Origin of the sequence: Clostridioides difficile ATCC 9689 = DSM 1296 (assembly GCF_001077535.1) — a bacterium.
In the GTDB taxonomy this organism is placed as follows: Bacteria; Bacillota; Clostridia; order Peptostreptococcales; family Peptostreptococcaceae; genus Clostridioides; species Clostridioides difficile.
The window spans coordinates 1,718,404-1,741,758 of the sequence record NZ_CP011968.1; the positions used below are offsets into that span (position 1 = coordinate 1,718,404).

Consider the following 23,355-nt stretch of genomic DNA (forward strand, 5'->3'; position numbering starts at 1 on the left):
CGTTAAAGTGTAAAGTGAGTTTTCATGACATATGAAAACTAAATTAGGTGGAACCGCGGGAATAATACTCTCGTCCTTATGTTATAAGGATGAGAGTTTTTTGTTATTTAAAAATATAAACAGTAATCATAATAATTATAGAAAATATAAAAGCAATGAATAGGAAGAGTAAATTTAATTCGACTATCAGAGAGGAAAGTTCACAGGCTGAAAGACTTTCTAAGTTTGAGAAATTGAAAACTACCTAGGAGCTGTGGTCTGAAGTTACTTTAAAAAGTTTTAGTAAGACTAACCGTTAACTGCGTTAAAGTGTAAAGTGGATTTTATCAATAAATGATAAAATCAAATTGGGTGGAACCGCGAGTATAGACTCGTCCCTTTATATAGGGATGAGTCTATTTTTATTGCAATAAAAGATTGAAAATAAAAAAAAATCGGAAAATTATAAATTTAGGAGGAAAATAAAATGGAGAATAAAGTGAAAATTGGAGTACTAGGATATGGAGTTGTAGGAAGTGGACTTATAGATATAATAGATAATAATAAAGAAAAAAGAAATATAGAAATAGTTGGAATTTTAGTTAATAATTTGGAAAAACATAAGGATAAAAAATATTCTAATATAATAACTAATAATATAGATGATATATTTAATAAAGATATAGATATACTTGTTGAAGTCATGGGTGGTTTAGAACCATCATTATCTTATATAAAAAAAGCATTAAACAATAAAATTCATGTTGTTACAGCAAATAAAGATTTGTTAGCTGAATGTGGAGATGAGCTTGCAAAATTAGCAAGTGAAAATAAAGTAAGTATTAAATTTGAAGCTTCAGTTGCAGGAGGTATACCAGTATTAAAACCAATAATAGAATCACTAGAAGGAAATAATATAGATAGTATAAATGCAATTTTAAATGGAACTACTAATTTTATATTATCTAAAATGTATGATGAGAATCTATCTTATGATATGGCATTAAGACAAGCACAAGAATTAGGTTTTGCTGAAGCAAATCCAGAGTCAGATGTATTAGGGTATGATGCTGCTAGAAAACTATCAATATTATCAACTCTAGCTTATGACAATAGAGTATATTGGAAAGATGTGTATTTAGAAGGAATTACAGATATAGATGAAAAAGATATTGAATATGCAAAAAAATTAAATTGTAAAATAAAATTGATTGGTCAAAGTAAGTATGAAAATGATAAAGTAAGTGCTTTTGTTAGACCTGTTTTAGTAGAAAAAGATAATATCCTTGCTAGAATAGACAATGAGTTCAATGCTGTCATAGTGAATGGAGATTCAGTAGGAGAAGTTTCTTTTGTAGGTAAAGGAGCTGGAAGTTTAGCAACAGGAAGTGCGGTTTATTCAGATGTTATAGATATAATAGATAATAGAGTTTCAAGTATAGATTCTTTTACTAAAGATAAAATACAAGTTAATAAAATAGTTAGAGAAAAGTGTGGAGCACTTCTTAGATTTAAAAAATGTAATAAAGATGAAATTCTAAATATAGTTGAGAATTGTTTAGTAAAATTCGATATTTTAAATGATGATGATGAACTTGCTATTATGGTTTATGCTGATTCTGAATATGAAATAAACAACAGTTTATGTCTAATAAAAGATAAAGGATACTGCGAAAAAATGAATAAAATGTTGAAAATAAGTTAAAAAAGAAAAAATATAAGTTTATATGTAACATATTTTGACGATTTTAATACTATATAGTATGAGATGAAACAAAACATCTCATAAAAAAATTAAAATTAAAGGGAGAGATATGTTATATGGAAAATAAAAAATGTTATTCAGAAGATTGGTATGAAAGAGGAGAATCTACAGCTAAATGGTTCCAAAATGATAGAGAAGAATATGAAAGAGAAGCATATGATGAAGATAGAGAAAGAAGAGGTTCAAACTGTGGATGTTCAGATTCAGGAGAAAATAGACCTAGAAACTGTGAAAGATTTAGAAGAGAAGCTGAGATAAGAGAAAGAGAAGCAAGAGAAGCATTCTGTGAATCTTCAGAGAAAAAGAAAGAGGCATTAGCATATGAATGTGAAGCTAGAAAATTATGGGAAGAAGCAGAAAAATACTGGGATGAATATTCAAAATACAACTATAAAGGAATCGAATATTTAGCAGAAGCTGCTAGATTATTTGATGAAGGTATGGAATGTGAAGCTAGAAGAAATGGAAATAATGGAGGAAACAATAATAATTGTTGCCATAAATGCCATAAATGTAATTGTAACTGCTGTAGAAAATAAAAAAATTAATTGACAAATCAATAGTTAAAATATATCATATTATGTATAATAAAGAGAAAATTCAGAAAAAAATAATGATTAGAAGAAATATAAGTATATTTATTAGACAAATAGTGCTCAGTTAGTGAGGTGAGTACAATATGATTAAACTCCCATCCTCTAGCTTTTGATAGAGGGTGGGAGTTTTTATTTATTTATATATCTTAAATGAGGATAATATTGTAAAATAAATGAGTATGAGATTGTAAAATTAGGAGGTAAAAAATGAAAAGTATTAAAACATCAAGTATGAAAGAAAAGGTAGATGAAAAGATATTAAGAGAGCAAGTAAGTTCTATAATAGAAGATATAAGAAATAATAAGGATGTTGCACTTAAAAAATATAATGAGAAGTTTGATAGAAATACAAGAGATGAATTTAGAATTACTAAGGAAGAAATAAAGGAAGCTTATAAGCATGTAGATGACGAATTTATAAATAACTTAAAGATTGCTGCCAAAAATATAAGAGAATTTGCTAAAGCTCAAAAACTAAGTTTTGAAAACCCTTTTGAAAAAGAAATTTATCCAGGTGTAATCTTAGGTCAAACTAATATTCCAATAGAGTCATGTCTTGCATATGTTCCAGGAGGTCAGTATCCATTGTTTTCAACAGCTCTTATGCTTATAATACCTGCAAAAGTAGCAGGAGTAAAAAGAATAGTGGCATGTTCACCAACTATGAAAAATACTGAAAAGATAAATCCTAAGACATTGGTAGCTATGGATATAGCAGGTGCTGATGAAATATATGCAACTGGAGGAGTTCAAGCTATAGCAGCATTTACATATGGAACAGAAAAGATTAATCCAGTTGACATAATTGTAGGACCAGGAAATAAGTTTGTAACTGAAGCTAAAAGACAATGTTATGGACAAGTAGGGATTGATTTTGTCGCTGGGCCAAGTGAAGTTCTTATAATAGCGGATGAAACTTCAAATCCAGTTTATATTGCAGCTGATTTATTAGCACAATGTGAGCATGATTTAAATGCAAGAGGAATATTATTGACAAATAGCTTGGAAGTAGCACAAAAAGTTGAAAAAAATATAGAAAGTATGCTAAAAGATTTGCCAACAAAGGACATAGCATATAGTTCATGGGAAAATAATGGAGAGATAATATTGGTTGATGATATGGAAGAAGCCATTAAAATAAGTAATTTTTATGCACCAGAACATTTAGAAGTTGCAGTAAATGAGTATAATGATATTTGTGATAGATTAACTAACTATGGTTCTTTATTTATTGGAAATCTTTCTGCTGAGGTATTTGGCGACTATGTTTCAGGTACCAATCATACATTACCAACACTTAAAGCATCAAGATATACTGGTGGTGTTTGGGTTGGAACTTTTATCAAAACTTGTACAAAGCAGATATTTAATGAAAAAGCTATACAATCATTAGCACCTGTAGCTGAAAAGCTGGCAAAAGAAGAGGGATTATATGCACATGCAAAGGCTGCTGAGGTTAGGTTTAAAAAGTAGTAAAAAATTTTATTTTGGCAGTCGAGATTTAGTGTTAGACTGAGATAAGGAAAACGCTGAGAACCCGAATAAATACTATATTTTGTGGGCCTCGGCGTTTCTTTTATATCTGTATATAATAGGATAATACTACCTGTGTGTTTAAATACTAACTTAATATTTCTTTTCTAAATAATGTTTATGAAATAGTTAATATTTTTAGTTAATAGTTGAAAAAAACTTTTGCTAACTGTGCAAATTCATCTGCATTTGTCAATATAGCAGGGTGTCCTCCCTGACTAAAAATGTGAATACTTGCTTTTGAAATAAAAGTTGCCATTTGTTTGTACTCTTCTTCAAGATTATGACGACACATTTCGTCTTCCTTACTTCCTGTAAATAAAATTGGCATTTCTAATTTACACAATTCTTTATGAAACAAAGGGCGTTTCTCGTTTGCACATTGCAATAGAGCTTTTGTATCAAGATTAACAACATTCTCCCAATCTTTTCCATGACACCATTCATAGAATTTTCGTGCTTGAATATCTTGCTTTGATTTTTCCCTTCCAGTGATTAGATTATCTATGAAGTTATCATTAAGAGTACGTCCATCAAAGCTATCTGCTATAATTGCTTCAACTAAATCGGGACGTTCTAATCCAGTATTAACAGCTGCCCATGCTCCTCCACTTGTTCCAATTAAGCCAACTTTACCACAATTCAAATGTTCAATCAGTGCTATTGTCTGTAAGGCTTCATCATGCCATATGTCAGGAGAAAATTGAGAAACTCTATCCGACTGTCCATTACCTAAAAAATCAATTAAGATACATCTAAAATTTTCTGCATATAATGGCACAAGTGCTTTAAACATATTAGAAGAACCAGTATTACCATGCAGGAAAATTATCGGTTTACCTTGTCCATATTCTTTATAAAAACAAGAATTACCTTGATACTGAAAATATGACATATATTTTCCTCCTTTTTATTTGATAAGTTAATTATAACAATATAGGTATGAATGAAAAACCTCATGTTCTTTCTTAGAATAAAAATGTGCCACGCATAAAACGTGACACATTTCTAATTATAAATTTTGCTGTTTAAGTATTCTTTGTATGCTTTTCTCTGTCAAAAAGTATTTCTCTGATAACTGCTTGATACTCATTCCATTTTGGAAATTTATACAGATTTGAGAATTACGAGAAGCTAAGACTTGTTTGGTGTTTGTGTTTTCACCCCAATGCTTTTTGTGCTCTTGCTTTTTGGGAATATAAATCACTTTACCATCTATATATTCTTGCACTTGCTCAATCAGTTCTTTAGGCAGTAAGTCAATCGAATTTTGATAGCTCATTTTGCACCTCCTAAATAATTATTCTTTAGGATTAGCAAAGGCTACTGCCACTCACAATTAAAAATAAAATTTTTTATTATGTACAATAGCCTTTGCTATGCACAAGTTCCAATTCCCATAAACTAAATACTCCTTTCTGGTTTGAAAAATTCATCTGAACATTGATTTCGCTTTTAAGATAGAGTTCAATGACAAATTTACATTTTTATTATATATATTCAGATAGATAATTGCAACTGTCTTTGTATGAGGATATTTTATTATAGTCAATACTATAATATGTATTTATATCATCAAACTAATATGAACAGTTGAAAGGAATATGAACAATAAAACTTAGTCAGGAAGAATAATTATGAAGCAGATAATAGAGAAATTTGATTTTAAAGTTTTATTGAAAATTTATTGACAAATTTAACTTGTAAATATTATACTAAACTTAATAAATAAAGTTTATAAAGTAAGGTGTTGTCTATGAAAAATATAGTTGGAAAACCGCAAACGATAAAAAAAGTAAATGAAGATTTAATAAAAAACATTATAAAAAATGAAGGTCCTATAACAAAACCAGAAATTTCAAGCATTACTGAATTGAGTTTAGCTACAGTTAATAAGATTGTAGAGCAATTAGCTTTGAAAAATGAAGTTAAAGTAAGTGGACTAAGTGAATCTACTGGAGGAAGAAGAGCTCAATTATTTGAAATAAATGCAAACTTAGAACACATAATAGCTTTATATTATTATAGAAATTGTTGTATAGGGGTAGTTGCCAATTTATTAGGTGAAATAATTTATCAAGAAGAATTTAATATAAGAATGGATACGTATGAAAACGTTAACCAAGATACTTTTTTTGTTATAGATACTCTAATAAAAAGGGAAAAAGGAAACAATATAAGGGCTATTGGAATTGGTGTCCCAGGAGTTGTAAAAAAAGGTGTAGTTAAAAATATACCAACTATAAAAAGTTGGGAAGGTATAAATTTAGAAAATTTAATAAAGAGTAAATACAATACTAAAGTGTTTATAGAAAATGATACAAATATTACTACTATTGGGATTTATCAAAAACAGTATAAAGACAAATATAAAAATATGGCTCTTATGTATTTAGAAGATGGTATTGGTTCAGGTATAGTTATAAATGGTGAATTGTATTTAGGTTCTACAAATTTTGCTGGAGAATTAAGTTATCTAAATATAGAATTTGGTAAGTATAACTCTAACAACTTAAATCTTGAAGATTATATTATGAGTTTAAGAAAAAGATATTTAGAAAGTAAAGATAATAAATTTAAGAAAGAAATTTTATCTATAATATCAAACTTTATAAGGACTCTTGTATGTGTCCTAAATCCACAAGCTATGATTATACAGTGTAGTATATTAACCAAGAGTGACATGGAGTTTATAGAAAAAGATGTAAGCAATAATGTTGGAGAAGAAAATTTTCCTAAATTAATAAAAGTAGAGTCATTGAGAGAAGGAAGTATAAATGGAGTAATTAGTATGTGTTTAAAAGAAACTGACTATCAATATTCCTTATCTAATAAAAAAGGAGGATATTAATGTGAAATATTTGGTTTCAATAGATGGAGGGGGAACAAAAACTAAATTTTGTGTAAGTGACTTAGATGGAAACATACTTAAAGAACATACCACTGGTTCAACTAATTATAAGTCAGTTGGAATTAAAAAAACATATGAAAATATTAATAATGGATTTAAAAAAATATTAAAAGATTTATATATCGATTATGACGATATTGAGTACACTGTATTTGGTATATCTGGTTGTGATTCTCCTAATGATTATAAGATTATAATGGATGAAATATTAAAAATTGGGATTAACAAAGAAAAAATATATCTGGCAAATGATGCAGTTTTAGCTTTTTATGCACAAGCTGATTCCCCTGGTTTAGTAATTGTGGCTGGGACAGGTTCAATTATACTGGGAATTAAAGAAGATGGAGAAATATATAGAGTTGGTGGATGGGGGTATAATTTTAGTGATTTGGGTTCTGGATATGATATAGGGAGAAAATTATTAAAGAAAGTATTGCTTTATTGTGATGAATGTCATGAGTATAGTGATTTATTTAGTTGTGTCTTGGATTTCTTTGGAGCAAATAGTTTTGAACAACTTGCATATATGATTACTGATATAAATGATAATGTTGAAATAGCAAACTTAGCTTCATTAGTGATTGATTGTGCCGAACAAGGTGATAAATTGGCTATTGAAATATTAAGAGAATCATCAACTGAACTATCTAAATTAGCTCAAGTAATATTGAGAAAAATATCTAATCCAATGAAAATGGATAAAAGCGAAATAAATATAGTTTTGTCTGGTGGTACATTAAATAAAACTGTATATGCTCAAATGTTAATGAATAATTTAAAAACAGAAAATACAGATAAAAATTTAAAATTTATATCTCAAGAAAATCAGCCAGTATATGGGGGGATAAGACTTGCTATGGCATTAGCTAATAGGAGGGCCAAGCATGGATAGAAAAAAGGTAATAGTACAAATTTTTACTGGAGGTTTTAAGGCTAAAGAAATAAAGTTTAATGATATAAAATGTAAACTACTAGAATTATTGGACTGTATTGATATAGAAAAGGTTATCATGGGATGGAGTGTAGATGAAGAATTATATGTAGAAACTAAAAAACTATTAAATAAATATAATGTTGAACTATATCTTTGGTTGCCATGTTTTTCTGAAATAGGATTACTTGAAAAAAGTAATTTACTAATTGATTATATGGGGAAGGAAGTCAAGGGCTATGCTTTACAAGAGGATGAAAATTTTGAGTTTTATTGCCCAAATAATAAGGAAAATATAAAAAATATAAAGAAAATATATAGTACTTATTTTAGTGATATTAAATTTGATGGAATTTTTTTAGATAAAATAAGGTATGGTTCTTTTTCGAATAAACTAAATGGTGTTTTTAATTGTTTTTGTAAAGATTGTTTAAATATATATGAAAAAAATAATATTGATAAAGAGTCGTTAATGAGAGAAATGAATAATGTGTCTAAGGGAGTTATAGATAATGAAGATACTCCATTTGGTATAACAGAATACATTAATGGAAAATACAAATTTAAAAATAAAATATGGGAAGATTTTTTTGAAACAAAAAATCAAAATATATACAAGGCATTATTAGAGATAAGTAATTATTTTAAAAGTAAGGGATTGAAAATAGGTATAGATACTTTTTCTCCTTTTATTTCTTACTTTACAGGTCAAGATTTAGAAAAATTACAAGAAGTAGCAGATTTTATAAAACCAATGATGTATAGAATTACAAAAGCTCCAGCTGGTTTACCATTTGAATTTGAAAGGTTTATTGATGAATCCATACATAAGAATAAAGAGATTGGAAAAAGAAATTTCTTAGATATTTTAGGAATTAAGGAGTATGAAGGAAATGTATACCCTATAGAATTTGTACTAGAGGAAATCGATTTTATGACAAGAAATCTTAATAAAGATATATATGTAGGAGTTGAAATAAATAAAAAGGAAATTATAGCTCCTGTTACACCTAAGTACATAAGTGAAAATATTTCAAATATAAATAAGACAACAGTAAAAGGATATGTTTTATCTTGGGATTTGTTATCAGCACCAAAAGAAAATATTGATGAAATTATAAAATGGTTTCGGAATTAGTGAGGTGATATAGTGAGTAAGATATTGGAAATGCAACAAATATATAAAAGTTTTGGAAAGGTAGATGTTTTAAAAGGGATAAATTTTGAGTTAGAAAAGGGAGAAGTAAGAGCTCTTTTGGGAGCTAATGGAGCAGGAAAATCTACACTTATTAAAATTTTAGGAGGAGTTCATTCCCAAACTAAAGGTAAAGTAATTTTGACTGGTAATGAAATAATGTTTAAAAATCCACATCATTCTAAAGAAAATGGTATTAGTATAATTTATCAAGAATTAAGCTTGATACCAACGCTTACAGTACTTGAAAATATTTTTCTTGGTAGAGAAATTTTAAAAGGAAGTGTGTTTTTAAACAAGAAAGACATGCTTGAGGAATATATGAAAATTTGTGAGGATTTTGATTTTAATATAGACCCACATATAGTAGTTTCTAATTTAAGTGTAGCAAACCAACAAATGGTTGAGATAATGAAAGCTGTTTCATGTAATTCTGAAATTATCATAATGGATGAACCTACAACATCACTTACTAATAATGAAAAAGATGGGCTATTTAAAATAATAAGTAGACTAAAGTCTAAAGGTAAAACAATAGTCTATATTTCTCACATATTAGAGGAAGTTTTTAAAGTATGTGATAGTACAAGTATAATGAAAAATGGAATTATGATTGGAACTTATGATGTAGAGGATTTAACTAAATTAAAGATAACTCAACTTATGACAGGAAATGATAATCACAAACTTATTGAGAAGAAGGATTATACATTTGCAAAATATGAAGAGCCACCAGTACTAGAAGTAAAGAATATAAGCTGGTCTAACAAAATAAAAAATGTTTCATTTAAAGTTTATAGAGGCGAAGTTGTAGGTCTTGCAGGTCTTGTAGGTTCAAGAAGAACTGAAATTATAAATTTGATATTTGGTATAGATAATAAAGATAGTGGAGACATTTTTATCAATGGTAAAAAAGTAGACATAACTTCTCCTAAGGTTGCTATAAAAAACAAAATAGGATTGATTCCTGAAGATAGAAAAAATCTAGGATTAATTTTAGAACAAGCTATATACACAAACTCATCATCAGTACAAATTGATAAATTCAAGAAATTCTTGTTTATAGATAGAAATAAAGAAATTGAGTTTTCTAAAAAAGGTGTTAAGGAATTAGGAATAAAAGTTAGTGATGTAAAGCAAGAAGTAAAAGAGCTTAGTGGTGGAAATCAACAAAAAGTAGTAGTTTCTAAGTGGTTAGAGAAAGATTTAGATTTAATAATATATGATGAGCCAACAAAGGGAATAGATATTGCTGCAAAAGAAGATATTTTCAATACAATCAAAGAATTTTCAAGTAAAGGAATAGGAGTAATATTTATATCTTCTGATTTAGAAGAAGTAATAAGAGTAAGTGATAGAATTTTAGTAACTAGAGAAGGTTCTATTGTAGATGATTTAAAAAATGAGAATATACAGGTTCAAGATATAATGAACAGTATATTTAATGTATAAAAAATGAAAATGGAGGACTGAGATGAAGAAAGCTTTTGAGAAGTTAAATTTAAGAGATTATGGAGTATTATTAGGTTTTTTAGCTTTATGTATAGCTATAAGTATTGCAACTCCATCATTTTTAGGTAAACAAAATATACTTAATCTTTTACGACAATCTTCTATAATTGGAATAATTTCAGCAGGTATGACTTTTGTTATAATATCTGGAAACTTTGATATATCAGTTGGAGCAGTAGCAGCTCTTGCAGGTGCTATAACAATGAAATTTGCGACTGGTGGAACTAATTTGTTTGCATCCATGTTCTTAGGTGTAGCGATTTGTGCAGTAATAGGATTAATCAATGGTATAGTAGTTGCAAAGATAAATGTACCATCATTAATAGCCACTATGGCTATGGTCACTATTGTAAGAGGATTGCTGTTGATGCTTACAGGAGGATATCCAATTACTGAAAATATACCAATACTTGATTACATTGGAAATGGATATTTGTTTAATATACCAATACCAGTAGTAATTTTCTTTATAGTGGTGTTAGTTTCGTTTATTGTACTTAATAAAACTAAGTTTGGTAGATATGTTTATTCTGTAGGAGGGAATCAAGAAGCAAGTAAACTTAATGGTATAAATGTAGATTCTCACAAAGTGAAAGTGTTTATTATTAATGCTGTACTTGCAGGAATAGCTGGAATCGTACTAACAGGAAGACTTGGGACTGCAACTGCGATTGCAGGTGAAGGATATGATATGGATGCAATTGCATCTGTAGTAATAGGAGGTACATCAGTGGCAGGAGGTTCTGGTTCTGTACTTAAAACTGTTATAGGAGTATTACTTATGAGTGTTATAAACAACAGTTTTAATCTTCTTGGAATAGATGTATATTTCCAGTACATATTTAAAGGATTAATAATTTTAGCAGCAGTTGGATTTGATTCTTATAGCAAGAAAAAACTTGCTTCAAGATAAAAAATAAGGGGGATTTTTTTATGAAAAAATTAATGAAACATTTAGCATTGTTGCTATCACTTGTTATGATATTTGGTTTAGTTGGTTGTTCAAATGGTGGTGACAAAGAAAAAAATGGAGAAAAGAAAATAGCAGTATTACTACCGGGTTCAACAGGTTACTTTGTAGCAACTAAACAAGGTATAGATGCAAAATCTAAAGAATTAGGTGTAAGCGTGGAATATGCAGATGCTCAATGGGATGCTAGTAAACAATTATCACAAGCTGAAGATTTTATGGCTAAAGGGGTAGACATGATTGCATTATGTGGAGTTGATTCTGCTGTAAGTGAGAGAATAGCTAAAGCTGCTAATGATTCAGACGTTCCTATAGTAGCATTTACAAATTCTATAGGAAGTAACCCAACTGGAGAATTTAAAGGTTTAGTTACATATATAGGACAAAATGAGGAAGAAACAGGAGCATTAACTGGAAAAATTGCTAAAAACTTATTAGGAGAAACTGGTGGGAAAGCTGTATTAATAGAAGGAGTACCAGGAACTACTCCACAAGTATTAAGAAAAAAAGGTCTTGAAAAAGAATTAAAAGATAGTAATATAGAAATAGTTTATAATCAAACTTCAAATTGGGAGAAAGAGCAAGCTTTAAAAGTAACAGAAGATTTAATTCAAAAGAAAACTGATTTTAATGTTATAATATGTCAAGATGATAATTCTGCTACAGGTGCAGGTCAAGCTTTAAAAGATGCTGGTCTTAAGGATAAAGTTAAAGTCATAGGTTTGGGTGGAAGTAAAGATGGATTAAAAGCTATAACTGATGGGTTAATAGATGGTACAACTTATATGTCTGCTGTAGAAGAAGGTGGATTAGTCATAGAAAAGGCATCTAAATTCCTTAAAGGTGAAAAAATAGAACCTGTTACACAAATTAAACAAGTTGAAGTTAACAAAGATAATATTTCAGAGTTCAAGGGTGAATGGTAAATTGTCATAGATAATAAATAAGATTTTTAGAGTTACTTTAGAAACTATATAAAGTAACTCTTTTTTTAATTTAATTTAGTGATAAATTATTGAATAGTATTTCTAAACAAATAAAAAATTAATATAAACAAAGACTTAATTATACTAAATTATAAGTAAAACTAATATAAACTTATGGAAAAAAGGAAAACGTCTAAAGTATTGGAATTACTATAGTGTAGGTGTGGTATTAAAAAAACATAAAAAAACATAAAAAAATTGTTGAAAAAAATATAGAAATTTTGTATAATTAAAGATTTGAAAAGTGCGGTATACAAAGCCAATTCTTTTGTATATAATATATATAAATTCAGAAAAAGGAAGGGATATGTATGGCCAGGCGGTTATTTTTAGAAAGGATTGGACTTATATTTTTAGGTTCAGCAATATTAGCATTTGGAGTTTATAATTTTTATTATTTAAACAACATAACAGAAGGTGGAGTGTTAGGTATTTTACTACTGTTAAAAAATTTATTCAATATACAACCAGCAATAGCAAATGTTGTAATAGATGGTTTACTACTTTTAGTAGGATATAAATTTTTCGGTAAAAAATTCCTTATATATTCAATAGTAGCTTCTATAACTTTTTCAGTGTTATATGACTTATTTGAAGCTATAGGACCTCTAGTACCACAATCACAAAATATGCTTTTATCAACTATTTTGGCAGGTGTAACTGTTGGAACTGGTGTAGGTATAGTAGTAAAAGCAGGTTGTGCATCAGGAGGAGACGATGCTTTAGCATTAGTAATTTCTAAGACTACATCTTTGAACATAGGGCAAGTTTATTTAGCAACAGATGTTATTGTATTGTTGTTATCATTATTTTATCTATCAGCGTTTGATATCTTTTATTCTTTGATTGCTGTTACAATTAGTGGCAAGGTAATTGATTTTATTTATTATCATGGTAAAAGTTTGGATATGGATATAAGTAATGATATAGTTCCAGAATGTTAATATAAATTAAATAACTTTAGATTTTATTAGGGGTGGCAGATTTGCCACCTTTTTTGTGTCTAAATCTTTATAGAAAGTATAATCCCATCTAGGTTTTTGTAAATCTCAAATATAGAATTATGTTGGAATGACTGGGAATACGATTGCTAGATGTGCATTTTAAAAACCAAATTTTATATTTATGAAATACTAATCATTAATGGATGTTTCTTAATCCTATCTTTATACCTAAAATGATAAGATAAATGAAGTAGCAATACAAAACTAAAATTTGTAAAAGAGATTAAATTAAATGGAGGAGCTAAAATGTTGGATATAGTTATGATAGCATTGTTATTCATAGGATTTGTTTCCATGAAGTTACTTGCTGATTGGTGTGGGAAACAAACTGAAAAAAAATAATGTAATGTATGGAGGGATTACCTATGTGGTTTCTGGCAGTTGTAATTATAATGTTAATAATATATTTGGTATATGCGCTTATTAATCCTGAAAAATTTTAAACAGTATAAGGCTAATAAGTAAGTTGAATTGGGGGGAACAATTTTTATGGTGCAGATAGTAATAGTGTTAGCGATTTTTATGATTTTAGTAATACCTATGGGCAAGTATTTATATCATATAGCTACTAATCAAAAAACATTTGGAGATAGACTATTTGATAAAGTGGACAATTTTATATATAAGGTATGTAGTATAGATAAGAAAAAAGAAATGAACTGGAAACAGTATGCATTAGCTTTATTATTTACAAATGCAGTTATGGTATTTATAGGATATATCATACTTAGAACTCAAAGTATGCATATTTTTAATCCAAGTGGAATTAAAAGTATGGAACAAGGACTATCATTTAATACAATAATAAGTTTTATGACAAATACAAATCTTCAACATTATTCAGGTGAATCAGGACTTTCATACTTTAGTCAGATGACAGTGATAATATATATGATGTTTACATCAGCTGCAACAGGATATGCGGCTGCTATGGCATTTGTAAGAGGTCTAGTCGGTAAAAAGAAAACATTGGGAAATTTTTATGTAGATTTAATTAGGATAACAACAAGAGTACTTTTACCAGGAGCTTTAATTATTGGGCTTATATTAGTTACACAAGGAGTACCACAAACTTTTGCTGGGACAGAAACAGTGACTACTATAGAAGGAAAGCTTCAAGATATAGCTAGAGGTCCTGTGGCAGCTCTTGAATCAATAAAACATTTAGGAACAAATGGTGGTGGATTCTTTGGTTCAAATTCATCACACCCATTTGAAAATCCAACAATAATATCAAATATAGTAGAAATATTATCTATGATGATATTACCAGGAGCTTGTGTTGTTGCATTTGGTCACATGATAAAGAATAAAAAACAAGGTTGGGTTGTGTTTGGCGCAATGTCAATCATATTTTTAATAGGTCTAGTAGTGTGCTTTAAAGCAGAAAGTGCAGGAAACCCTATTTTATCACAATTAGGGCTTAATCAAAGTATGGGAAGTATGGAAGGTAAGGAAGTTAGATTTGGTATAGCACAATCATCATTATTCACAACAGTGACTACTTCCTTTACGACAGGTACAGTTAATAATATGCATGATACACTGACTCCTTTAGGAGGATTAGTACCACTTTTAAATATGATGCTAAATGTAGTATTTGGTGGTAAAGGCGTAGGTCTGATGAATATGTTGATGTACGCTATAATAGCAGTATTCTTATGTGGATTAATGGTAGGAAGAACACCAGAGTTTTTAACTAAGAAAATCGAAGGAAAAGAAATGAAGCTTATTGCTTTACTTATTATATTACATCCACTTTTAATACTAATGTTCTCTGGTCTTTCAGTAGCAATACCAGCAGGACTTGAAGGAATTTCAAATCCTGGATTCCATGGATTATCACAGGTATTGTATGAGTTTGCATCTTCAGCAGCTAATAATGGTTCAGGATTTGAAGGTTTAGGAGATAACACTATGTTTTGGAATATAACAACAGGTATAGTTATGTTCTTTGGAAGATATGTGTCTATTATAGTACTACTAGCAATATCAAGTTTGTTAGCATCTAAAAAAGCTGTAAATGAAAGTATAGGAACACTTAGAACGGATAATTTTACATTTACAATAGTTCTAGTACTTGTTGTTTTAATTGTTGGTGCTTTAACATTTTTCCCAGCCTTAGCGCTTGGACCTATTTCGGAGCATCTAGTGTTGTGGCACTAAAAAATTGGGAGGGAGTAAAGTTTTATGGAAACTAAAAAAACAAAGTTTATTACAAAAGATATTTTCAAAACTTCCATTATAGAAGCTTTTAAAAAATTAAATCCTAAATATATGATGAAAAATCCAGTTATGTTTGTTGTAGAAATTGGATTTATAGTAACATTGATACTTACAATAGTACCTAGTTTGTTTGGTGATGAAGGCAATAACTTAAGAGCTTATAATGGGATTGTAACAATAATCTTATTTATAACAGTCCTTTTTGCAAATTTTGCTGAAGCTGTAGCTGAGGGAAGAGGTAAAGCTCAAGCAGATACACTTAAGAAAACTAGAAAAGATACAGTAGCAAGGGTTATAGATACGTTAGGAAATGAAAAAATGATAAGTGCAAGTGAGCTAAAACTTGGTGATATTGTTTTAGTAAATGCTGGAGAAGTTATTCCAAATGATGGAGAAGTTATAGAGGGCATAGCTTCTGTAGATGAGTCAGCAATAACTGGAGAATCTGCACCTGTCATGAGAGAATCAGGTGGAGATTTCGCATCTGTTACAGGTGGTACTACAGTTGTAAGTGACTGGTTAAAGATAAGAATAACAACAAAACCAGGAGAATCGTTCTTAGATAAAATGATAGCTCTTGTAGAAGGTGCTTCAAGACAAAAAACGCCAAATGAGATTGCTTTAAATACTTTGTTAGTAGGGTTAACACTTATATTTATGGTTGTTTTAATATCTCTTTATCCAATGGCAAACTATGCAGGTGTAAAGATTCCAATTTCTACTATGATAGCTCTTTTGGTATGTTTAATACCAACTACTATAGGTGGATTGTTGTCAGCTATTGGTATTGCAGGTATGGATAGAGTAACTAGATTTAATGTAATTGCAATGTCAGGAAAAGCAGTAGAAGCTTGTGGAGACGTTGATACTATGATTTTGGATAAGACAGGTACGATTACTTATGGGAATAGACTTGCATCAGAATTTATAGCAGTTGGAAATGCAGATTCAAAAGATTTAATAAATTATTCTGTTATGTGTTCATTAAAAGATGATACACCAGAAGGAAAATCTATAGTTGATTTAGGTATGAAATTAGGTTCAACAGGTAAGACAAAAGAGGCAGAGGAAGCTGAGTTTGTAGAATTTTCTGCACAAACTAGAATGAGTGGTATTAACTTAGCTGATGGTAGAGCTATAAGAAAAGGTGCTTATGATAGCATAATAAAAAGAGTAAAAGAATCTGGTGGTACAGTGCCAGAAGATTTAGAAGAAAATGTAAATCGAGTAGCTAAACTAGGAGGAACACCTTTAGTAGTGTGTGTAGATAATGAGATATATGGAATTATCTACTTAAAAGATACAGTAAAATCAGGGCTTGTAGAAAGATTTGCTAGACTTCGAGAGATAGGAATAAAGACAATAATGTGTACAGGGGATAATCCCTTGACAGCAGCTACAATTGCAAGAGAAGCTGGAGTAGATGGATTTATTGCAGAATGTAAACCAGAAGATAAAATAGATGCAATAAAAAAAGAACAATTAGAGGGTAAAATAGTTGCAATGACAGGTGATGGAACAAATGATGCTCCTGCACTTGCTCAGGCAGATGTAGGTCTTGCAATGAATAGTGGTACAACATCTGCAAAAGAAGCAGCAAATATGGTAGATTTAGATTCAGACCCAACTAAGATATTGGAAGTTGTTGAAATAGGAAAACAGCTTTTAATAACTCGTGGGGCTTTGACAACATTTAGTATAGCAAATGATGTTGCAAAATATTTTGCGATTATACCAGCTATATTTACTCTTGCAATACCTCAAATGGAGATATTAAATGTAATGAAACTTTCTACGTCATTTAGTGCGATATTATCAGCTTTAATATTTAATGCTATAATTATCCCATGTTTAATACCTCTTGCAATGAAGGGAGTAAAATATAGACCTATGAAATCACAAGCTATGTTAATGAGAAATATGCTTATATTTGGTCTTGGTGGAGTTATAGTACCATTTTTAGGAATAAAATTAATTGATTTATTGATTACACCTTTAGTAATGGTTCTTAATTTAGGTTAATAAATGGAGGATATAAAAATGAAAACATTAAAGCCAGCATTACTTGTAAGTATTGTATTGTTAGTTGTTTGTGGACTTGTATATCCACTTGTTTTGACAGGTGTAAGTCAAGTTGCATTTAAAGATAAAGCCAATGGAAGTATGATAGAAGTAAATGGTGTAAAAGTAGGTTCAGAACTTATTGGTCAAAGCTTTACAGATGCGAGATTCTTTAAGGGAAGAGTATCATCAGTAAACTATAATACTTATACAAAAGAAGATTTAGTACCAGATAAAGATGGAAATACATCTTATGGAGGTGTATCATCAGGGTCTTTTAATTATGGAGCTACAAATCCAGAACTTCATGATAGAGTACAAAAAGATATAGAAAAGTTTTTAAAGGATAATCCAACTGTCAAAAGAGAGGATATACCAACAGATTTACTTACAGCATCAGGTTCAGGACTTGACCCTAATATAAGTCCAGCCTCTGCAAAAATTCAGATACCAGCTATAGCAAAAGCGTCTGGAATATCAGAAAGTAAATTACAAAAAATTGTAGATGATAATACTTCCAAAAAACTTTTTGGAGTTTTAGGTGAAGATAGAGTTAATGTATTAAAAGTTAATGTAGAGGTCGCAAAAATATTAGGTCTTATATAGTATTTTGTGGAATTTTAGCAACAAAATATTACTCAAGATTTAATTTAAAGGTTAAATTTTAAAGAGTGAAAATCGATAATGATTTTCACTTTTTTATTTGAATATTACTAATATTTGGAATAAAGTGATTGTAAGTATAAAATCCAAAAAAAGGTTGCATTATCAAAATGATAATACTATAATATATTTATCGTTATCAATTTGATAATAGATTTGGACATATAGGAGGAAATAGTATGTTATATAATAACGCATTAGAGTTGATAGGAAACACACCTGTAGTAAGGCTGAATAATTTAGGCTGTACTAATGGGTGTTCTAACATATATGTAAAATTAGAAAAAGTAAATCCAGCAGGAAGTATAAAAGATAGAGCTGTTTATGAAATGTTAGAGGGCTTAGAGCAAAGAGGAGAATTAAAAAAGGGAGATGTACTAGTTGAAGCAACTAGTGGAAATACTGGTATTGCATTATCTATGATAGGAAAATTAAAAGGATATGAAGTAGTAATCGTAATGCCCGAAACAATGAGCGTTGAGAGAAGAGATTTAATGAAGGCTTATGGAGCAAATTTGGTGCTTACAGATGGTAAAGCTGGAATGGCAGGTTCCATAGAAAAAGCAAATGAACTTTTAAAAGAAAATCCAAACTATAAAAGCTTAAAACAATTTGAAAATAAAGATAATCCAAATGCACATTATAAAACAACAGCAGTTGAAATTATGAATGATGTCAAAGATTTAGATATATTCGTATGTGGAGTTGGAACAGGTGGTACTTTAATAGGAACTGCAAGATATTTAAAAGAACAAAATCCAAATATAAGAGTAATTGCACTTGAACCAAAAAAATCTCCAGCTATATCAGAAAACAAGACTGGACCTCATAAAATACAAGGAATAGGTGCTAACTTTGTTCCTGAAAATTATGATTCTAGTGTAGTTGATGAAGTAATATTAGTAGATGATGAAGATGCATTTGATACAGTTAAATTACTTGCAGCAAAAGAGGGAATTTTAGTAGGGATATCTTCTGGAGCAAATATATTTGGTGCTATAGAGATGGCAAAAAAGTATCCAGATAAAAAGATAGTTACAGTAGCTCCAGATGGAGTTGATAAGTATATGTCTATGGGAATATTTTAATAATTTTATTTGAGGGAGTGAATACTTTGTTTAAGAAAATAAATAAAGATATTGAATATATAATGAAGAATGATCCAGCAGCTAGGTCTAAGATAGAAGTTTTTTTACTTTATCCATCAGTTCATGCAATGATAATGCATAGGATGGCTCATGCTCTTTATAAGAAGAAGAAGCTTTTTACAGCAAGATTAATATCCCAGATATCCAGATTTATGACTGGCATAGAAATACATCCTGGTGCTAAAATGGGGGAAGGTATATTGATAGACCATGGAATGGGTGTTGTAATTGGAGAGACAGCGGAAGTAGGTAATAGGGTGACAATATATCAAGGAGCTACTTTAGGAGCTACAGGAAAAGATACTGGAAAGAGACATCCAACTGTTGGTGATGATGTATTAATTGGTGCTGGAACAAAAATACTAGGACCTTTAAATATAGGTTCAAATTCAAAAATTGGTGCAAATTCTGTTGTTGTTAAGGATGTACCTAATGGTGCAACAGTTGTTGGTATACCAGCAAAAATAGTAAAAATAAGAAACCTAGAACCTGTAAAAAAGAATAAAAAAGAAGTGTCCTATGAGTATGATGAATTAGATAATGTATATTATATATAGGATTTATATAACTATAAAATAAACTTTATAAAAATTATTTTAAAAGGTATTTTTTTCAAATTTGAGGACATAATAAAAAAGAACTGAATGTTACAGTTTTGGTTCATCAATCTTTGATAAATAAGATTTTAAATTTGTAGCGTCTAGGAGGATTTTATTATGAAAGCAAATGTTAATCAAGATACTTGTATAGGTTGTGGATTATGTCCATCAATATGTCCAGAAGTATTTGATATGAAGGATGATGGGAAATCACATGTTATAGTTGATGAAGTACCAAGTGATGCTGAAGAATCAGCAGCAGAAGCTAGAGAAAGCTGTCCAGTTGATGCAATAGATGTGCATTAATAAAATAAATGCCTATAAAAATTGAATTTTCAATTTTTATAGGCATTTGTCTTTTATTCAGTTAGTATTTCAACACCTGTTTCTGTAACTAAAACCATACATTCCCATTGAGCAGATAATTTACCATCTTTTGTATAAATAGTCCAATTATTTTCTTCATCAACAAAAATTTCGTGAGTTCCTTCATTTACCATAGGTTCTATTGTGAATATCATCCCAGGAACCAATAGCATCTCAGTCCCTTTTTTAGATACATAACTTACAAAAGGGTCTTCATGAAAGCTTAATCCAACTCCATGACCACCTATTTCTCTAACAACAGAGTATCCATTTTTCTTTGCATAAGAGTTGATAGCATCACCTATATCTCCTAAAAATCCCCATGGTTTGGCAACTTCAAGACCTTTTTGGACACATTCCTTTGTAACTTGAACTAATTTTTTTGCATTTTCATTAACATTACCTATCATAAACATTCTTGAAGCATCTGAATAGTATCCATTAAAAATAGTAGAAACATCTACATTTATAATATCTCCATCTTTTAAGATAATGTCCTTACTTGGAATACCATGACAAACTTCATTATTTACTGATGTACATACACTTTTAGGAAATCCATTATAGTCTAGTGGAGCAGGGATAGCTCCATTTTGTAGTGTAAAGTCATGAACCAACTTATTTATATCTTCTGTAGACATTCCAATTTCGATTTTATCTGAAATATAATCCAAAATTTTTGTGTTTATTACAGCACTTTTTTTTATTTCCTCAATTTGACTTTCATTTTTTATAATATCATGAGTTGGTACAATATGACCTAACTTAGCAAATGAATCTATTTTATTATCCATATCCATATGACATTTTTTATATTTTTTAGTACTTCCACACCAACAGCTATCATTTCTATTTAACTTCATAACTTTTCATCCTTCTTTTATTATTTATTTAAATTATGGGTTACATAAACTATTTTAAAACATAACCATTATAAATATTATAACATAAATACTAAGAAATCCTTTATAGATAGTGATTTATTCAAAGTATAAATTATTATATGGTTATTGTTGATGAAAAGAGGATAGTTAAATGTATTATTGGATATTAGCGCACTTAATAGTTTAGTTCAAGTTTTTCAAGAAAATCATATGTTAGAGGACAATTTTCCTTTAAAGTATTTTTTGAATCTTCATCAAGATAATAATGTACAAATGATTCTGCAAAAAATTCTTCTATAAACTTGCTTATATATGCATGTGCAACTTGCTTAGGGTCATAAAGCTTATATCTTTCCTGAGCAAATACTTCCATAAATTCTTCAGAATTTGATTTTTTATTTAAAACATTTTTATCTATAGCATGTGCAGTTTCATGTAATTCTAAATTTTTTGATGAATGTACATTTGCATAGCTAGGATTACTATAACCTATTTTAGCCACTATAGAATTATTTCTATATATACCAGGTACATCTTTCCAAGTCTTGCCTGATCTTACCCAACATGGAGGTAATTGATATTTTAAATCACTAAATTCTGGTTCATCAGTTAGATTTGAATTTATTAATTTTATTTTTATATCCTTTTCTTTAAGTGTCTGTAAATATTTAATATTTATTTTTGCAAGTCTGCTTTTCATATTTTCAACTTCATCTTTATCATAATTCAAGTCATCAGGAAGTATAAGCATTTGTTCAATTATATCTATACTACTGTCTTTTATATTTTCAGATTCTTCATCAAATTTATATTGAAGAGTATTATTTTCATAGATAGTTATATTTGTATTATTTTCTATAGAATAAGAGTGAATATCCTCTAAATCTAAAATATTCATTTGTTGTAAAATATGTTTTGTTTCGCCACTCCATACTACTAAAGAAAGTGAATTAAAATTAATTAGTGGATTTTCTTTTGCTTTTATATCATTGCTTATATCTACATCAAATACATATTCAATTGAGTCTTCTATGTTAAGACTATCTGTATTCTTTTTAATATATAAATACGCTTGTTTTAAGTCTATATAAATCTCACCTAAAGATTCGTCATAAAATTCTGATAAATTATTAGTAAAGAGTTCTTCACTTAAAAGTTCATTTTTATCAGTTATACTTTCAATTAAAATATTAATTTCTTTTATCATATCGTAAATACTTATTTTTCTATTTGCTTTTTCACTAGATACATTGCATGGCGCAAGAGCAATGCAATAAAAATCTTTTTCTTTTTTATAAAAGGCTTTAAGTGATTTTGATAAAAGTGTAAAGTCTACACCTATCTGTAAGTTGACCTTAAGTGAGTCATTTTGTAATAATTCAGTATTATTTCTTTTAGCTGTATTTAAATTGTTTTCCATAATCATTGCCCCCTTTTTATTAGGGTATCATAATTTTTTTATATGTGTCAATTTGTTTTTTTGAAAATTATAATTTTTTTGAAAATTTTATTTTTTATAATTTGTGAATTTTTTATTATAGAAATAAATATGTTATTATTATGTCAAAATTTAGCATTAGATTCATGTAGAGTATGTTTTATACATATATTATAATTAATTCTTTGAAGATTGCATATTCAAAATACACACCATTTTTTTTAATTCTATAATATAATATTTATATATTTAATGTTAGGATGTGATTTAAGGTGTATTTTACATATATTATAAGATGTAAAGATGATTCTCTATACACTGGATATACCAGTAATATAGTTAGAAGAATGAATGAACATAAGTTAGGAATTAATTCAAAATACACAAGAGCAAAGGGATTTGAAAAACTAGAAGTTTATTTTGTGACCAACACAAAAAGCAATGCTATGAAGTTAGAATACTATATAAAAAAATTAACTAGAAATAAAAAATTGTCTATAATAAAAAACCCAAGTATACTTATAAATTTAATTGATAATAAAGAAGATTATATTATTGGTAAGAAAATAGAACAATTAACATAAATAT

General features: G+C 28.8%; 22 protein-coding genes and 2 other annotated features (1 of these 24 only partly in view). Of the genes, 18 read left to right on the forward strand and 4 right to left on the reverse strand.

The window, feature by feature from the left end:
- Positions 1–81, forward strand: a binding site (T-box leader); it begins 160 nt to the left of the window's first position.
- A 65-nt stretch (positions 82–146) separates the two neighbouring features.
- Positions 147–382, forward strand: a binding site (T-box leader).
- Between the two features lie 84 nt (positions 383–466).
- The 3 genes from CDIF1296T_RS08330 (at position 467) to hisD (ending at position 3,813) form a co-directional block, all read left to right on the forward strand.
- On the forward strand, positions 467–1,684 hold the full coding sequence (locus tag CDIF1296T_RS08330) for a homoserine dehydrogenase (protein ID WP_003429993.1): 1,218 nt from the start codon (positions 467–469) through the stop codon (positions 1,682–1,684).
- A gap of 116 nt (positions 1,685–1,800) precedes the next feature.
- Positions 1,801–2,283, forward strand: coding sequence for an exosporium morphogenetic protein CdeM (gene cdeM, locus CDIF1296T_RS08335; RefSeq protein ID WP_003436550.1), 483 nt, complete (start codon positions 1,801–1,803; stop codon positions 2,281–2,283).
- A gap of 264 nt (positions 2,284–2,547) precedes the next feature.
- Positions 2,548–3,813: a histidinol dehydrogenase gene (gene hisD / locus CDIF1296T_RS08340; protein WP_003436547.1), complete on the forward strand. Its 1,266-nt coding sequence runs from the start codon at positions 2,548–2,550 to the stop codon at positions 3,811–3,813.
- A 202-nt stretch (positions 3,814–4,015) separates the two neighbouring features.
- On the opposite strand, the gene CDIF1296T_RS08345 is transcribed toward hisD, so the two are convergent.
- Together CDIF1296T_RS08345 and CDIF1296T_RS08350 are read right to left on the reverse strand one after the other, a co-directional pair.
- Positions 4,016–4,768 (reverse strand): alpha/beta fold hydrolase, encoded by a 753-nt coding sequence (locus tag CDIF1296T_RS08345; protein ID WP_009896737.1) that lies wholly within the window; start codon positions 4,766–4,768, stop codon positions 4,016–4,018.
- Between the two features lie 117 nt (positions 4,769–4,885).
- On the reverse strand, positions 4,886–5,155 hold the full coding sequence (locus CDIF1296T_RS08350; protein WP_003436543.1) for a CD3324 family protein: 270 nt from the start codon (positions 5,153–5,155) through the stop codon (positions 4,886–4,888).
- Positions 5,156–5,629: 474 nt separating this feature from the next.
- Between CDIF1296T_RS08350 and CDIF1296T_RS08355 the strand changes: the two genes are divergently transcribed.
- The 14 genes from CDIF1296T_RS08355 (at position 5,630) to CDIF1296T_RS08420 (ending at position 20,385) form a co-directional block, all read left to right on the forward strand.
- Positions 5,630–6,724: an ROK family protein gene (locus CDIF1296T_RS08355; protein ID WP_009896739.1), complete on the forward strand. Its 1,095-nt coding sequence runs from the start codon at positions 5,630–5,632 to the stop codon at positions 6,722–6,724.
- A gap of 1 nt (position 6,725) precedes the next feature.
- Complete coding sequence (locus CDIF1296T_RS08360; protein ID WP_009896741.1) at positions 6,726–7,676, forward strand: N-acetylglucosamine kinase; 951 nt, start codon at positions 6,726–6,728, stop codon at positions 7,674–7,676.
- A complete protein-coding gene (locus tag CDIF1296T_RS08365) occupies positions 7,669–8,853 on the forward strand; it encodes a hypothetical protein (RefSeq protein WP_009896743.1) in 1,185 nt (394 codons plus the stop codon). Before CDIF1296T_RS08360 ends, CDIF1296T_RS08365 begins: the two co-directional genes overlap by 8 nt.
- 12 nt (positions 8,854–8,865) lie before the next feature.
- Positions 8,866–10,362 carry a sugar ABC transporter ATP-binding protein gene (locus CDIF1296T_RS08370; RefSeq protein WP_009896745.1) on the forward strand — a complete coding sequence of 499 codons (1,497 nt, stop codon included), beginning with the start codon at positions 8,866–8,868 and terminating at the stop codon, positions 10,360–10,362.
- Positions 10,363–10,384: 22 nt separating this feature from the next.
- Positions 10,385–11,335, forward strand: coding sequence for an ABC transporter permease (locus CDIF1296T_RS08375; protein WP_009896747.1), 951 nt, complete (start codon positions 10,385–10,387; stop codon positions 11,333–11,335).
- A 20-nt stretch (positions 11,336–11,355) separates the two neighbouring features.
- Positions 11,356–12,318, forward strand: a complete 963-nt coding sequence (locus CDIF1296T_RS08380; RefSeq protein WP_009896749.1) for a sugar ABC transporter substrate-binding protein — start codon at positions 11,356–11,358, stop codon at positions 12,316–12,318.
- Positions 12,319–12,689: 371 nt separating this feature from the next.
- Positions 12,690–13,322 (forward strand): YitT family protein, encoded by a 633-nt coding sequence (locus tag CDIF1296T_RS08385; protein ID WP_003420189.1) that lies wholly within the window; start codon positions 12,690–12,692, stop codon positions 13,320–13,322.
- A gap of 425 nt (positions 13,323–13,747) precedes the next feature.
- A complete protein-coding gene (gene kdpF, locus CDIF1296T_RS20150; protein WP_100852713.1) occupies positions 13,748–13,825 on the forward strand; it encodes a K(+)-transporting ATPase subunit F in 78 nt (25 codons plus the stop codon).
- 46 nt (positions 13,826–13,871) lie between these two features.
- Positions 13,872–15,548 (forward strand): potassium-transporting ATPase subunit KdpA, encoded by a 1,677-nt coding sequence (gene kdpA, locus CDIF1296T_RS08395; protein ID WP_003436522.1) that lies wholly within the window; start codon positions 13,872–13,874, stop codon positions 15,546–15,548.
- A 24-nt stretch (positions 15,549–15,572) separates the two neighbouring features.
- Complete coding sequence (kdpB, locus tag CDIF1296T_RS08400) at positions 15,573–17,630, forward strand: potassium-transporting ATPase subunit KdpB (RefSeq protein ID WP_003430007.1); 2,058 nt, start codon at positions 15,573–15,575, stop codon at positions 17,628–17,630.
- A gap of 18 nt (positions 17,631–17,648) precedes the next feature.
- A complete protein-coding gene (locus CDIF1296T_RS08405) occupies positions 17,649–18,275 on the forward strand; it encodes a K(+)-transporting ATPase subunit C (protein WP_009896752.1) in 627 nt (208 codons plus the stop codon).
- A 236-nt stretch (positions 18,276–18,511) separates the two neighbouring features.
- Positions 18,512–19,420, forward strand: a complete 909-nt coding sequence (cysK, locus tag CDIF1296T_RS08410; RefSeq protein ID WP_003436514.1) for a cysteine synthase A — start codon at positions 18,512–18,514, stop codon at positions 19,418–19,420.
- Positions 19,421–19,446: 26 nt separating this feature from the next.
- Entirely contained in the window at positions 19,447–20,037 is a 591-nt protein-coding gene (gene epsC / locus CDIF1296T_RS08415) for a serine O-acetyltransferase EpsC (protein WP_009889486.1), read from the forward strand.
- 159 nt (positions 20,038–20,196) lie between these two features.
- The gene (locus tag CDIF1296T_RS08420) at positions 20,197–20,385 is read left to right on the forward strand and encodes a ferredoxin (protein WP_003430011.1); all 189 of its coding nucleotides are present in this window, start codon (positions 20,197–20,199) and stop codon (positions 20,383–20,385) included.
- A gap of 53 nt (positions 20,386–20,438) precedes the next feature.
- Here CDIF1296T_RS08420 and CDIF1296T_RS08425 read toward each other — a convergent pair whose 3' ends face one another.
- Positions 20,439–21,308 (reverse strand): methionyl aminopeptidase, encoded by an 870-nt coding sequence (locus CDIF1296T_RS08425; RefSeq protein WP_003430012.1) that lies wholly within the window; start codon positions 21,306–21,308, stop codon positions 20,439–20,441.
- A 196-nt stretch (positions 21,309–21,504) separates the two neighbouring features.
- Positions 21,505–22,749, reverse strand: coding sequence for an anthrax toxin lethal factor-related metalloendopeptidase (locus tag CDIF1296T_RS08430; protein WP_009896754.1), 1,245 nt, complete (start codon positions 22,747–22,749; stop codon positions 21,505–21,507).
- 290 nt (positions 22,750–23,039) lie between these two features.
- Here CDIF1296T_RS08430 and CDIF1296T_RS08435 point away from each other — a divergent pair, with 290 nt between their 5' ends.
- Entirely contained in the window at positions 23,040–23,351 is a 312-nt protein-coding gene (locus CDIF1296T_RS08435; protein ID WP_009896756.1) for a GIY-YIG nuclease family protein, read from the forward strand.
- The last annotated feature ends 4 nt before the right edge of the window (positions 23,352–23,355 follow it).